Source organism: Streptomyces poriticola (assembly GCF_036689765.1).
Classification (GTDB): Bacteria; Actinomycetota; Actinomycetes; order Streptomycetales; family Streptomycetaceae; genus Streptomyces; species Streptomyces poriticola.
This window is the reverse complement of the sequence record NZ_JBAGKH010000008.1, coordinates 162,077-175,447: the sequence shown is the minus strand read 5'-3', so window position 1 is coordinate 175,447 and position 13,371 is coordinate 162,077. Positions and strand designations below refer to the sequence as shown.

The 13,371-nt window shown below is 72.2% G+C and carries 10 protein-coding genes and 1 riboswitch; of the genes, 4 read left to right on the top strand and 6 right to left on the bottom strand.

From position 1 onward, the window contains the following. Positions 1 to 526 precede the first annotated feature (526 nt). Positions 527 to 1,768: a tetratricopeptide repeat protein gene (locus V5O46_RS15235; protein WP_332885124.1), complete on the bottom strand. Its 1,242-nt coding sequence runs from the start codon at positions 1,766 to 1,768 to the stop codon at positions 527 to 529. Between the two features lie 469 nt (positions 1,769 to 2,237). On the opposite strand from V5O46_RS15235, the gene V5O46_RS15230 reads away from it, so the two are divergent. After that, positions 2,238 to 3,404, top strand: a complete 1,167-nt coding sequence (locus tag V5O46_RS15230) for an amidase (RefSeq protein ID WP_332885136.1) — start codon at positions 2,238 to 2,240, stop codon at positions 3,402 to 3,404. On the opposite strand, the gene V5O46_RS15225 is transcribed toward V5O46_RS15230, so the two are convergent. From V5O46_RS15225 to V5O46_RS15210, 4 genes are all read right to left on the bottom strand, one after another. Further along, on the bottom strand, positions 3,394 to 4,350 hold the full coding sequence (locus V5O46_RS15225) for an ABC transporter permease (protein ID WP_332885123.1): 957 nt from the start codon (positions 4,348 to 4,350) through the stop codon (positions 3,394 to 3,396). The two genes, V5O46_RS15230 and V5O46_RS15225, sit on opposite strands and share 11 nt — an antisense overlap. Continuing rightward, positions 4,337 to 5,293 (bottom strand): ABC transporter ATP-binding protein, encoded by a 957-nt coding sequence (locus V5O46_RS15220; protein ID WP_332885122.1) that lies wholly within the window; start codon positions 5,291 to 5,293, stop codon positions 4,337 to 4,339. The genes V5O46_RS15225 and V5O46_RS15220 overlap by 14 nt, the downstream gene beginning before the upstream one ends. Positions 5,294 to 5,483: 190 nt before the next feature. Beyond that, complete coding sequence (locus tag V5O46_RS15215) at positions 5,484 to 6,686, bottom strand: LolA family protein (RefSeq protein ID WP_332885121.1); 1,203 nt, start codon at positions 6,684 to 6,686, stop codon at positions 5,484 to 5,486. A 337-nt stretch (positions 6,687 to 7,023) separates the two neighbouring features. Then, on the bottom strand, positions 7,024 to 8,034 hold the full coding sequence (locus tag V5O46_RS15210; protein WP_332885120.1) for a polyprenyl synthetase family protein: 1,011 nt from the start codon (positions 8,032 to 8,034) through the stop codon (positions 7,024 to 7,026). Between the two features lie 596 nt (positions 8,035 to 8,630). Continuing rightward, positions 8,631 to 8,799, top strand: a riboswitch (cyclic di-AMP (ydaO/yuaA leader). 4 nt (positions 8,800 to 8,803) lie between these two features. Between V5O46_RS15210 and V5O46_RS15205 the strand changes: the two genes are divergently transcribed. Next, a complete protein-coding gene (locus tag V5O46_RS15205) occupies positions 8,804 to 9,301 on the top strand; it encodes a transglycosylase SLT domain-containing protein (RefSeq protein WP_332885119.1) in 498 nt (165 codons plus the stop codon). 33 nt (positions 9,302 to 9,334) lie between these two features. On the opposite strand, the gene V5O46_RS15200 is transcribed toward V5O46_RS15205, so the two are convergent. Next, positions 9,335 to 10,141: an HAD family hydrolase gene (locus V5O46_RS15200; protein WP_408648998.1), complete on the bottom strand. Its 807-nt coding sequence runs from the start codon at positions 10,139 to 10,141 to the stop codon at positions 9,335 to 9,337. Between the two features lie 254 nt (positions 10,142 to 10,395). Between V5O46_RS15200 and V5O46_RS15195 the strand changes: the two genes are divergently transcribed. Together V5O46_RS15195 and V5O46_RS15190 are read left to right on the top strand one after the other, a co-directional pair. After that, on the top strand, positions 10,396 to 11,475 hold the full coding sequence (locus V5O46_RS15195) for a GNAT family N-acetyltransferase (protein WP_332885118.1): 1,080 nt from the start codon (positions 10,396 to 10,398) through the stop codon (positions 11,473 to 11,475). Between the two features lie 447 nt (positions 11,476 to 11,922). Further along, positions 11,923 to 13,245, top strand: a complete 1,323-nt coding sequence (locus tag V5O46_RS15190) for a glycosyltransferase (RefSeq protein ID WP_332885134.1) — start codon at positions 11,923 to 11,925, stop codon at positions 13,243 to 13,245. Positions 13,246 to 13,371: the final 126 nt, after the last annotated feature.

Below are 13,371 nucleotides of genomic sequence, written 5' to 3'. Positions count from 1 at the left end.
CGTCAGACCCGGGTAGCGCTGGAAGGTGTAGCCGAGATAGGCGTAGGCCACCGGAAGAACGCCGAGCGACGCCGCTGCGGGCTGTTCCGCTCGAATGAACATGGGGGCCGAACTGTCCTCCCAAACGTGACATTCACGCTGCGGAACGACATAGATTTCATCCTCATCCGTGCCGGTGCCGAGATTCGTCGCAGTGTTATTGCCCGACCAGGAGCCCGGACGACAGTTTGGCGCGAACGGCAGGACCGTATTCGTTCGTCGACGACAGTCCCCCAGTATTGACTGGCATACCGCTGGTGGACACAAACGGCCAAGTTGATCCGGACGACACGGCCCTGAACCGCAACAGCGACGCCGCGGCGTACGCGATGTGGGAGCTGTCCGGCTGAGGGTGCCCTCCGGCCGGGACGGGTCGGCGGAGCAGGGAAGGCAGGACCGTAGGGAGGGACGGGAGCGACGGGAGGCACACCGGAGGCACGGACCGGGCCGGGGCGAGCGTGGACCAGGGGCTGGAGGCCACGTCTCCTCACCCGGCCTGAGTACGCGCCCGATCGGTCAGGCGGGCCATGCGGGCGCGGGCGGACTCCAGTCGCTCGACGTCGGCGGCGGCCGGGCCGTCCTCGACCGTGAGCTCCGTCCACAGGCCGATCAGCTCGCGCCCCAGCTCCAGCCCCTGTACGGGGTCGCGTACGGCGCGCCAGGCTGTGGCCGCGCTCTGGACGTTGCCGTACGCGGCCTCCGCGTCGCCCGCGCGGCGGTACAGCCGGGCCAGCTCCAGAGAGAGACGGTGGGCGCGAACCGGTTCGCCCGACAGGTAGGCGATGTACGCGGTCAGTTCGCGCAACCGGAGCACCTCGGGGTGCTCCGTCCCCAGCGTCCGTGATGCCTGCTCCACCGCGTCCTCCGCCAACCGCGCCGCCTCCTGTGTGCGTCCCTCCTTGACGGCGTCGTTGATCCGGGCCGTCGGTCCGGCGAGCAGCGCGGGAGTGCTCGCATCGCCGGGCGCGGTGAGCGGGTCGCCCCCGAGCACGGCCTCGGCGACGGCGTCGAAGCCACGGGCCGGGGTGGGGGTCGACTTCAGATCCGGATCCGGATCCGGATCCGGGTCGGGATCGGGATCCGGATCGGGGTCAGGACCAGGGGTGGGACCCGGCCCGGCGATGGGATCGGGCTCAGGGTTGGCATCACCACCGCGGATCGGGCCGGGCTCACGGGTGGGGTGGGGAAGTGGGATGGGGCGGGGAGCGCGGATCGGGTCGGCATCGGGGATCGGGGCGGCATCGGGGATCGGGGCGGGATCAGAGTCCGGGGCAGACGTGTCCGGGTGCGTGGCCGGCGGTTCGTCCATCCGGGGCGGCGGTCCGAACACTCCCGTCGGCGGCGCCACCGTGCCGGGCGCCGTGCACTCGGGGCGCGAGGTGTCCGGCACCGCACGCAGCAGATGCGTGGGCCTGTCGCGCCGTGCCGGGGCGGGCTCGCCGGCGAGGTGACTGGAGCCGTCCGGTTCGACGCGGAGCGGCACGACGTAACCGAGGTTCTCGTCGTGCACGGTGGCGAGGACGGGGCCGCCCGCGGTGAGCGCGATGCGATGGAGGCGGTTCAGCACGGCGGCCCGGATGTCCTCGCCGGGAGCCGCGACGACGGGGACGCCGTCGACCGCACCGGGGCCGGTCATCGGGACACGGACGTCGAGCGGCTTCGCCGTCGGGGCGGCCGGCCCTTCGGCTTGCAGGTCGTCCCGTCTGCTGTCGCGGCTGAGTCGCGCCATCGTCCCCTCATTCGCCGACGGGTTCCGCGGGCGGTCGGGCCGGTGAAGTCGGCCCCCGCACCGTCAGACCCCTTTCGTACACCTAATGTTGAGTCTCTCCGGTTGCTCGTGGTTCTCGCGTCACCGCGCTGTCACAGGCTCGTTCCAGGAGACCGTGGCCCGGCGGAAGGGCGTGGAGCCGGGCGGCGGAGGCGGCCCGGGCGGCTGCAGGAAGAGAACGGACGTGCCTATGACACAAAGAGGCGGGGCGACTGAGCGGGGTGCTGCGAAGACGGACATGACATCCGTGACGGCCGTGACCGCTGAGACAGTCGTGACCACTAAGCCAGTCGTGACCAGTGCGACCGCGGTGACCGCTGCGGCAGCCATGACCAGTGCGACCGCCATCACCACTGCACCAGCCGCAGCACACGCCCTCGACGGCGGCGTGGACGCGGTCGGGATCGCGTCGGCCGTTCGTGCGCGGACGATGCGGGCCGTCGACGTCGTCGCGGCGGCACTGGACCGGATTGCGCACGTCGATCCCGGCCTGTGCGCGTTCCTGGAGGTGTGGGGCGAGGCGGCGCTGCGCCGGGCCGGTGAGGTGGACGCACGGGTTGCGGCGGGTGAAGCGCTGCCGCTCGCAGGTGTGCCGCTGGCCGTGAAGGGGCGGCGCGGGCTGCGCGCCGCGGGGCCGCTGCTCGCCGCCGGTTGCGTGGCGGTGGGCGCGACCTCGGTACCGGGCCCGGGCACCGCCTGGCAGACATGGGGGCTCGGGGCCCACGGCCGTACCGTCAACCCCTGGCGGGCCGACCGTACGCCGGGTGGTTCCTCGGCCGGGTCCGCCGCCGCGGTGGCGGCCGGGCTGGTGCCGCTGGCGACGGGCAGTGACGGAGCCGGGTCGGTGCGGATCCCGGCCGCATGGTGCGGTGTGCTCGGCCTGAAGCTCACCAGCACCGATCGTGACGGGCTCACGGCACCCGGGATCCTCGCCCGCTCGGCGCGGGACGTTGCGGCGTACTGGCGGACGGTGGCACCGGAGGCACGGCGGGCCGGCGGGGCGGCAGCCACCACTGCGCCGGAGCGGGGCGGAAGGACGGCGACGTCGCCAGGACCGGCCGGCAGGACGGCCGCACTTCCCGTCCCCGCCGTGTGGTCCCCCGACCTCGGCTTCGCCGCTTCCGATCCCGGGCCCGTCGCCCTGGCTCGGGCTGCCGTGGACCGCCTGGTCGATGCCGGGGTCGTCCGGCTCGTACGGCCGCGGCGCCCGGTCCGGCTGGCCGATCCTGCGTCCGCATGGCTGGCCCTGCGCACACCCGGGGCAACCGATGGCGACCGGCGGGCCGCCCGTCGGATCCGGGCGGAGAACGACCGCCGGCTGACCCTGCACTTCGCCGGCGCCGAGCTGCTGCTGACGCCGACGACCCCGATCGCGCCGCACGGCCACGACGGGCCGGGCGACTGCTACTCCACCGCCCTGACATGGGCGTTCAACCTGAGTGGGCATCCTGCGCTGAGTCTTCCCGCGGGCTTGGGCGACGACGGCTGCCCGGCCGGACTCCAGTTGGTGGCAGACCACGGCGACGAGGCACTTCTGCTCGGCGTGGCGGAGGCCTGGGAGAGCCGCGGGGGACGCGCCCCGGTCGTCACGCTGTGATGTCCTTCGCAGTGAAGCGCGCCCAGGCGGCCGAGCCGAACACCGCCGCGTACAGGGTCTGCAGACCGAGGTTCTTCGTCAGGTCCTCCCAGTAGACCGGATCGCGCATCAGGTCGGCGAAGGACAGCCAGTAGTGGGAGAAGAAGTACGGCTGGACCGCGCGGAGCTGGGGTATCTGGTCGAGGATCTGGACGGTGATCAGCAGCCCCACGGTGGTCGCCATCGCCGCGATGCCGCTGCCGGTGAGGGTGGAGACGAACAGGCCGAGGGCCGCGACGCCGACGAGTGACGCGGCGACGACCAGCGCGATCAGCAGGGCCCGGCCCAGGCCCTCGGCGAACGAGATCCGCGTGCCCGAGATGGTCGTCAGGTCACCGAGCGGGAACAGCAGCGCCCCGGCCGCCAGCGCCGAGACCGCGACCACGAGGGTGGCGGCCAGGCAGAAGACGATCACCGTGACGTACTTGGTGAACAGCAGGCGGGTGCGCCCGGCCGGGGCGACCAGCAGATAGCGCAGCGTGCCCGCGCTCGCCTCGCCGGCTATGGCATCGCCCGCGACGACCCCGACGGCCATCGGCAGGAAGAACGGCAGCGTGGCTGCCAGCGCGGTGAAGACCAGGAACAGGCCGTTGTTGGTGATCTGGGCGATGAACGCAGGGCCCGCCCCGCCTTCGCCGCCCCCGCCACCACCGACCGGGGAACCGTCGCTCGTCTCGATCCTGACAGCGATCCCGACCAGCACCGGTACGGCGGCGAGCACAGCGAGCAGCGCAAGGGTGCGCCAGCGCCGGAAGGTGGTCAGCAGCTCGCTGCGCAGCAGCCCGAACGTCCACAGCACGCTCGGCTCACGGGCGGACGGCCACGCCGCAGACCCGGCCCCCGTACCCTTCCGTGCCCCGGTCCGCGTGCCGGCCTGCGTCTCAGGCCCTGACTCAGCCCGCGACATCGAACCCCTCCCCGGTCAGGGCCACGAACGCGTCCTCCAGAGAGGCCCGTTCCAGTCCGAAGCCGCGTACGCGCACCCCGGCCGCCACCAGAGCGGCGTTCACCTCGGCCAGGTCATGGCCCGGCGGCTGCGCCGTCACCCGGTCCTCGGCGGTGACGACGTCCGCGGCGCCCTGCTCCTTGAGCACCCGGGCCGCGTCCGTGGTGTCCGGCGTGGTCACCACCAGTCGGCCGCGCACGCCCGCGGCCAGGTCCGCCACCGACCCCTGGACGATCAGCCGGCCCTGGGCCATCACGGCGGCGTGCGTGCACACCTGGTCGATCTCGTCCAGCAGATGGGAGGAGAGGAACACGGTGGTGCCGTCGGAGGCCAGCTCGCGCACCAGGGTGCGGATCTCGCGCATGCCCTGCGGGTCGAGTCCGTTGGTCGGCTCGTCGAGGACCAGCAGGCGACGCGGCTGCAGCAGCGCCGCCGCGAGCCCCAGCCGCTGTTTCATCCCCAGCGAGTAGGCCTTCGCCTTCTTCGTGGCCGCGGCTGTGAGGCCGACCCGGTCCAGCGCCGACGCGACCCGCTCGCGCCGGGTGCGCGGATCGGCGGTGGGGTCGGCGGCGTCGTACCGGAGCAGGTTGTCGCGCCCGGACAGATGGCCGTACAGGGCCGGACCCTCGATGAGAGCGCCTACCCACGGCACTACGGCGCGGGCCGCGCCCGGCATCGGTCTGCCCAGCACGGCTGCCGTCCCCGATGTGGGCTCGATCAGGCCCATCAGCATGCGGATGGTGGTGGTCTTGCCCGAGCCGTTGGGGCCGAGGAAGCCGAAGACGCTGCCCGCCGGAACGGTCAGGTCCAGGCCGTCCACGGCGAGCTGGCCACCGCGGTAACGCTTGGTGAGCGCGCGTGTGGCGATGACGGCATCACCCTCGCCCTCGCTCGGTTCGTCCATCGGCTCCCTCGCTACCCCGAGTACGGACGCTCGTCCTGCGTGCAGACGCGCCGCCCTGCGTACGGATACGCCGCCCTGCGTACAGACGCGCCGCCCTGCGTACGGACTCTCTTTTCCCTCCGTGCGGACGCTCCGCCCTCCGTACGGACTGGCGAACCGGTCGTCGGCCCCGGTTCGCCGGCCCGGACCGTCAGTTCCCGTTCGCCGCCTGGACCAGGGTGTCCTTGGTGACGGCGCCGACGTACACCTTGCCGTCCTCCGTGATCAGGGCGTTGATCAGGCGGGTCTTGAAGACCGTGCCCGAGCCGAAGGAACCGGTGACCTGGTCACCGAGCGAGTCCAGGAACCCGCCGAGGTCGCCGCCCGCGGAGGCCGTCGGCAGACCCTCGCCGCCGGTGTCGAAGGACGCGACCGCGTTCCAGCCCTCGCCTATGACGCTCAGGCCGTCGAAGCCCTTTGCCAGCTCCTCCTCCGACTTCTGGCCGTGCTCCGGCGCCTGGTCCTCCAGCGCGCCGTCCTCGGTGATCTTCGCGCCCTTGGGCGGCTCGAAGTCGAAGGTCGACGCGTCCGGCTTGGCGAAGCTCACCTGGGTGAAGCCCGCGTCGACCACGGCGGCGCCGCCGGCGGCCGGGGTCAGTGTGAACTTCAGCGGCATCCCGGTCCTGGCATCCACCGCCACGGTGATCGCGCCGACCGTGGTTCCGGACTGCTTGGGGTCGATCACGAGCCGGTACGCGTCCCGGCCGGCGACCTGCGCCGTGCCGTCCACGGTGACGGACGTGGTGTCGTCGACCGCCTTCAACGCCTCTTCGGCGAAGTCCTTCGGGGTGGCGGGCGGCTGCTCGTGCGACTCCTCGGCCTGGTCGGAGACAGTGGCGTGGTAGACCTCGTTGGACGCGCTGTCGTAGCCCCAGACGTCCTTGCCGTCGTGGATCAGGCTGTACTCGGCGGCGTCCTGGAGCACTGACACCTTCTGCCGGTCGGGTCCGTCGGCCGCGACCCGCAGCGTGTGGGTGCCGCTGGCCAGCTCCGTCAGCCGGGCCTGGGGATCGGCGGCGGAACCGCCGTCCTCGCCGGCGCCCAGGCCGCCGGACATCAGGCCGCTCTCCAGACCGCCGAGATCCGGGAGGCCGAGATCGGTGCTGATCTTCACCGTGCCGGACAGCTGCTCCACGTCCGACGTGGCGATCTTCTCGATGAGTTCCTGAGCGGTGATCTCCGGGAGGTCGGGGTCCCCGGAGTCGGCGAGCGCGGGAACGAGCCCGATCGTGGCGGCCGCCACGCCCATCACCGTGACCGGGACGACGTACCGTGCGGCCTTGCGCCGCCTCCCCGCCCGGCGCTCCTCGTCCTGTCCGGCGGTCTTGATGCCGTCGGATTCGTACGGTGCCATGTGTGCCCTACCTCCGTCGTCGGCGGCGGCTTTCTCGCGACCTCGCACTCGTCCACCCCTGAGCCGCCATTCTCACCCGAATCGGTGAGGAGTGGTGTTTTCCGTGGTGTCCATCCCACCAAATCCGCGCCGCAGAAGCGTCAGACCGCGGAGCCAACTGCGTGTACTGCTGGGGTATGACATGACGGCATGACACCTCCCCCGACCAGTAGGGGTCGTGTGACGCGCGCCACCCGCCCAGGCCGACGAACGGGCGAGTGGGGTAGACGGCGAGGAGGAGGGAGAGAAGGGGAGGGAAAGAGGAGGAAAGGGAGGAGAGGAAGAGAGGGGCGGGAGACTAACCGGCCCGGTGCACCACCGCGTCGCACAGTTCCACCAGCGCGGCCTTCGCGTCGCACTCCGGCAGCGGGGTCAGGGCGGCGCGGGCGTCCTCGGCATAGCGAACGGTGTCCCGCCGGGCCTGCTCCAGCGCGGGGTGGGCGCGCAGCAGGCGCAGTGCCTCCGCGTGGCGCCCGTCGTCGCTGAGGTCGGAGTCGAGCAGTTCGCACAGCGCGCGGTCCTCGGCGAGGCCCAGGCGGGCCGTCCGCTCCCGGAGCCGCAGCACCGGCAGGGTCGGGATGCCCTCGCGCAGGTCCGTGCCCGGGGTCTTGCCCGACTCGCGCGAGTCGGAGGCGATGTCCAGCACGTCGTCCGCGAGCTGGAAGGCGACGCCGAGCCGCTCGCCGTACTGGCTGATCACGTCCACCAGCCGCTCGTCGGCGCCGGACATCATCGCGCCGAACCGGCAGGACACCGCCACCAGCGAACCGGTCTTGCCGGCCAGCACATCCAGGTAGTGGTCGACCGGGTCGCGGCCGTCCTGGGGGCCGGCCGTCTCCAGGATCTGCCCGGTGACCAGCCGCTCGAACGCCAGCGCCTGCACCCGGACCGCCTCCGGTCCGAGGTCGGCGAGAATCTGTGAGGCCCGGGCGAACAGGAAGTCGCCGGTCAGGACGGCGACCGAGTTGCCCCAGCGAGTGTTCGCGCTGGCCACCCCGCGGCGGACGGCGGCCTCGTCCATCACGTCGTCGTGGTAGAGCGTGGCGAGGTGGGTCAGCTCCACGACGACGGCCGACGGCACGACACCGGGCGCGTACGGGTCACCGAACTGGGCCGCGAGCATCACGAGCAGCGGCCGGAACCGCTTGCCGCCGGCCCGCACCAGGTGCTGGGCGGCCTCGGTGATGAAGGGCACCTCGCTCTTGGTTGCCTCGAGCAACCCTTCCTCGACAGCCGCCAAACCGACCTGGACATCGGCTTCCAGAGCCTGGTCCCGCACGCTCAGCCCGAACGGCCCGACGACGGTCACGAGGGGTCTCCTGTCTGCTGGTGTCTACTGGCGGTTACCCGGCTTGTCGATAGGTCGCTGCCATCACTCGAGTCAGCGTATCCGGTCACGTTTCGATCACCGCTAGCGCCCACCGTTACAGGCCGGTCGGTATCGGATCATGAGCGGTATGTTTTCGATCAGGTGATATGGAGAGATTTTGATCGATACCGACCGGCGGGCGCGACCGCGACGCGCGGCCCGCCCAGGGCCCCGGCACCCCTCCCAACGCCCCCGGCCCCGCCGACGTCACCCATTCGACGCGCAATCGCACGATCCCGCCCACGAGTGGGCGGTTGACTCCTAGTTGGCTGTATTGCCCGATTTGCCGTAGATGCGATCGCGGGTGAGTTGGCTCACGCGAGCCTCTCGGCCCGGCAGTCACCTCGCCACTTACTCCTCCTTTACCTCGCAAGCCAGTTGACCCTTGGCGCCCACAAAGGATCAAGCACACCAAAAGCCTCGGATCATGGTCAAAGCGCTGCTTGTGTGAATCCTGCACTTGTTCCGGACATGTGCTCTCGCATACGTTCCCGGCCTGTCGGGCGGACGCCGAGTCCTGCCGCCGCCCGGACGGAACCCATCGACCGACCAACTCACGCACGGCAGGAGCGGGGGACCCAGGTAAGTCGCCGCGCCGGTCACCGACCGGAACGGCTCGGGGTGAAGCCACGCCCGTCAGGGCGCGGCCGGGCACCTCCCGCCCGAACCCGACAGCTCACCTCGCAGGCGTAGGAGAGGAATCCTTCACATGGCTGCCTTCGGCTCCCTTCGCCCCGCCCTGACCACCCGGACCTCGCGCCTCGCCCGCACGCTCGCCGTCGCCGGCACGGGCGCCGCCGTGCTCGCGCTGCCGCTCGTCGGCGCTACCACCGCCGCCGCCGCTCCCGCTGCCCCGGCGACCGTCACGACCGCGACGACGGCCTACTCCAACAACCTCGACGGCTGGATCCGCGAGTCGCTCGCCGTCATGGCGCAGCACGGCATCCCCGGCTCGTACAACGGCATCCACCGCAACATCATGCGGGAGTCGTCCGGTAACCCGTACGCCATCAACAACTGGGACATCAACGCGGCCAACGGCACCCCGTCCAAGGGCCTGCTCCAGGTCATCGACCCGACCTTCCGCGCCTACCACGTGCCCGGCACCTCCTGGGACCCGTACGACCCGGTCGCCAACATCACCGCCGCCTGCAACTACGCGGCCCACCGGTACGGCTCGATCGACAACGTCTACGGTCCGTACTGAGGCACCCCGGAGGCGCGGCAGGATTCCCCCTGATCACCGCCCGTACAGTCGCTCGAGGACGACGGCGATGCCGTCGTCCTCGTTCGACAGGGTGACCTCGTCGGCCACCGCCCGCAGTTCGGGATGTGCGTTGGCCATCGCCACACCGCGGTCCGCCCAGTCGAACATGGGGATGTCGTTGGGCATGTCACCGAAGGCGATGGTCTGTTCCGGGCTCAGCCCCAGCTGCGCGGCGGCCAGCGCCAGACCGGTCGCCTTGGTGATGCCGCAGGGCTGCAGCTCCACGGTCCCCGGCCCCGACATGGTGACCGTGGCCAGCGAACCGACCACCGCGCGCGCGGTGGCCGCCAATTCGTCGTCGGACAGGTCGGGATGGCGCAGCAGCACCTTGCTGATCGGTTCGGACCACAGATCCTCGCGCCGGCCGACCCGCACGGCGGGCAGCGTCGGGTGCGGCATCAGATACCCCGGCTCGATCAGTGTGAGCCCGTCGACGCCGTCCTGGTCGACGGCCGCGTACACCTGCCCCACCTCGGCCTCGATCTTGCCCAGCGCGGTCTCTGCCAGCTCCCGGTCCAGGGTGACCGACCACAGCAGACGGTCCGCCCGGGCGTCGTACAGCTGCGCTCCCTGACCGCACACCGCGAGCCCCTTGCAGCCGAGGTCGGCGAGGAGCGGCCGCACCCGGGGCGCCGGGCGGCCCGTCACCACCAGATGCCGCGCACCGGACCCGGTCACCCGCGTGAGCGCGGCGAGCGACCGATCGGAGACGGTGTCGTCGCCCCGGAGCAGGGTTCCGTCGAGATCGGTGGCGACGAGTGCATATGCGGTGGGGTCCATGATCAGAGAATACGGACATCGCGCCCCACCGACTCACCCACGGAACGCATGCGAAGCAGAACGCACGCGTGACGGTCAAGAACAGGTCCGCATCAGGACGTTTGTGTCCGAAAGCTATCGGATCACGGACTAAAGCCGGTTAAGGGCCTGTGCACCGATTGGCAACAACATGCTCCGCTACCTACCCTCCGGACGGCTCCGGCGGTACCTTCCTGTTTGTCCAGGGGGGACTTGATCGGGGGGTCGAGTTGAGCATGGGACGCGTACGTGTGCTGCGCCCGCACGAGCTGGGCGAGGGGGACCGGGAGCACTGGCGCGAACTGCGCGCCAAGTCGCAGGCGCCGCGGAACCCGTTCATGGAACCGGAGTTCACCGAGGCAGTGGGCCGGGTGCGGCCCGGGGCCCGGGTGGCGGTCCTGTACGACGGCCGGGAACCGGCCGGATTCCTGCCGTACGAGCGGGGTCCGCTGGGCCAGGGCCGCGCGATCGGCCTGGGCGTCTCGGACTGCCAGGGGGCGGTGCTGGGCCAGGGTCCGGCCCCGGACGCCGGTGCCCTGCTGCGGGCCTGCGGCCTGTCCGGCCTCTCCTTCGACAACCTCGAGGCGGAGCAACGGCTGTTCGTGCCGTACGCCGCCGAGGAGCACGCCGCCTACGTCATCGACGTGGAGCAGGGCTACGAAGTGTACGAGCGGCAACTGCGCGCCCGGTCCCCGAAGTTCCTGAGGACGACGCTGGCCAAGGAGCGGCGGCTCGGCCGCCAGGTCGGCGTCGTGCGCTTCGTGCTCGACGAGCGCGACCCGGCCGCGCTGCGCACGCTCATGGCCTGGAAGTCGGCGCAGTACCGCAGGACCGGGCGCCGGGACCGGTTCGCCCAGGAATGGATCGCCCGGCTGGTCGGCGGGCTCGCCGGGACCCGGGCACCGGAGTGCACCGGCACACTCTCCGTGCTCTACGCCGGCGAGCGCCCCGTCGCCGCCCACTTCGGGCTGCGCTCGGCGACCGTGCTGTCCTGCTGGTTCCCGGCGTACGACCCGGAGTTCGCGAAGTACTCACCGGGGCTGGTGCTGCATCTGCGGATGGCCGAGGCCGCCGCGGCCGAGGGCGTCGGCATGCTCGACATGGGGCGCGGGGCCGCCGAGTACAAGGACTCGCTGAAGACGGGCGAACTGCCCGTGTACGAGGGTGCGGCGGCACGTCCGGGGCCCGGTGCCGCGCTGCAGTGGCTCCGCCGGGAGCCGACGCGCCGCACACAGGGCTTCGTCCGCGCCCGGCCACGGCTCGCGTCGCTGGCCGTACGGACGTTGAGGGGGGCGGCGCGGCTGCGCCGGTCGTGAGGACAGGGTGACGAGCAAGGGGGTGGGCGCATGGCCGGGGCACGGCGCGCGCGTGAGGGGTCGCAGCGGGAACGGGCACGGGCTGAGGACCCGCAGAACGAGAGAACCGATCCGGACCAGGAAACGGCGGACCGGGAAGCGACAGGGCAGGGAACGACAGGGCAGGACGCAACGCGGCAGGAAGCGGCGCGGGAGGGGAAGACACTGCGGGGCAAGACACGGCGGGGCAAGACAGTGCCAGGGAGGACTCGGCGGGAGATCGAGCGGTTTCTGAGCATCGGCCCGGTGCAGGTGGCAGAGCTGGAACTCGGCCGTGAACCGGGGCCGGGGCTCGGCCGGGACCCCGGACAGGATCACAGACCGGAGCTCGGCCGCGGCCCCGGGGAGGATCACAGGCCGGAGCTCGGGCAGGACCCCGGGCAGGACAGCAGGCGGGACCCCAGGCGGATCTCCTGGTGCGACGGGGTGCAGCTCAGGCCGGGGCCGGCCAGTGCGACGGTGACGTCCGGTGAGGTGTTCGTCCTGGTCCGGCGGTCGGGGCGGCCCGTCGGCACACTGCTGGGACGGGTGCCGGAGGGCGCCGAACCGGCCGAGGTACTGGCGGGGCTCGCCCGGGAGTTGCCGGTGCCGGAGGAACCGGCAACTCCCGGGGGGCGGGTGCCGTCGGTGAGTGTCGTGGTGGCCACCCGGGAGCGCGCCGGTCAGCTGGCGCGGGCCCTCGACTCGCTGCTCGCCCAGGACCATCCGGACGCCGAGATCGTCGTCGTCGACAACGCGCCCGTGACCCACGAGACCCGGGAACTGGTCGAGCGCAAGTACGCCGAGCGCGTGCGGTACGTGTGCGAGCCGGTCCCCGGCCTCGCCGTCGCGCACAACACGGGACTCGCCGCCGTACGGGGCGAGGTGGTCGCCTTCACGGACGACGACGTGGTCGCCGACCCCCGCTGGCTCACCGAACTGACCGCGCCCTTCGCGGCCGACCCCGCGCTCGGGTGCGCCACCGGCCTGATCCTGCCCGCGCGGCTGGGCACCCCCGCCCAGGTGCTGCTGGAGAGCCACGGGGGCTTTGCCAAGGGATTCACACCACGGACGTACGACCCGTCCACCCCGCCCGTGGACGAGCCGCTGTTCCCCTTCACTGCGGGGCGGTTCGGCTCCGGCGCCAACATGGCGTTCCGTACCGAGGTACTGCGGTCCGTCGGCGGCTTCGACCCGGCCACCGGTGCGGGCACGCGCGCGCGTGGCGGCGACGACCTCTACGGGTTCGTCCGCGTCCTCGCCGCGGGGCACCGGCTGCACTACACGCCGTACGCCCTGGTGTGGCACCACCACAGGGAGACCTGGCGGGACCTGGAGACCCAGGCGTTCGGCTACGGTGCGGGCCTCACCGCCTACCTCACCGCGGTCCTGGTCAACCGACCTGCCCTGCTGCCGGCCTTCCTCGCCCGGCTCCCGCGGGGGCTCGCCCACGCGCACACGCTGACCGCGACGCGGGATCCGATGCGGGACGCAGCACAGGACGACGGGCCCGGCACCGCACAGGACGACGAGCCGGGCACCGCACAGGACGACGGACGGGACGTGCCGCAGGACGGCGTGCGGGACCGGGTGGGGATCGGGCAGGCCGGCGTGCCGGGTGGGCACGACTCCCGCAGCCACCCGTGGCCCCGGCGCCTGTCCCGCCTGCAGCGCCGCGGCATGCTGTACGGACCCGTCGGCTATCTCCGCGCCCGCCGGGCCCTGCGCACGGTCACCCTGGAGGAGCGATGAGCGAGGGCGCGAGAGCGGCACGCGGCAGGCCCGGGGCCCGGGTCGGGAGCGGGACCGGGACCGGGAAGCCGACGGGGGACGGGCGGAGCGGGGACGGCGCCCGGCCGGGGCACATCCCCGTGTTCC

Bases quoted from the DNA above. Each gene is read 5' to 3' on its own strand.
- V5O46_RS15195 (WP_332885118.1), top strand. From the start codon at position 10,396: ATGGGACGCGTACGTGTGCTGCGCCCGCACGAGCTGGGCGAGGGGGAC.
- V5O46_RS15215 (WP_332885121.1), bottom strand. From the start codon at position 6,686: ATGGCACCGTACGAATCCGACGGCATCAAGACCGCCGGACAGGACGAG.
- V5O46_RS15235 (WP_332885124.1), bottom strand. From the start codon at position 1,768: ATGGCGCGACTCAGCCGCGACAGCAGACGGGACGACCTGCAAGCCGAA.
- V5O46_RS15230 (WP_332885136.1), top strand. From the start codon at position 2,238: ATGCGGGCCGTCGACGTCGTCGCGGCGGCACTGGACCGGATTGCGCAC.
- V5O46_RS15200 (WP_408648998.1), bottom strand. From the start codon at position 10,141: ATGGACCCCACCGCATATGCACTCGTCGCCACCGATCTCGACGGAACC.
- V5O46_RS15225 (WP_332885123.1), bottom strand. From the start codon at position 4,350: ATGTCGCGGGCTGAGTCAGGGCCTGAGACGCAGGCCGGCACGCGGACC.
- V5O46_RS15220 (WP_332885122.1), bottom strand. From the start codon at position 5,293: ATGGACGAACCGAGCGAGGGCGAGGGTGATGCCGTCATCGCCACACGC.
- V5O46_RS15205 (WP_332885119.1), top strand. From the start codon at position 8,804: ATGGCTGCCTTCGGCTCCCTTCGCCCCGCCCTGACCACCCGGACCTCG.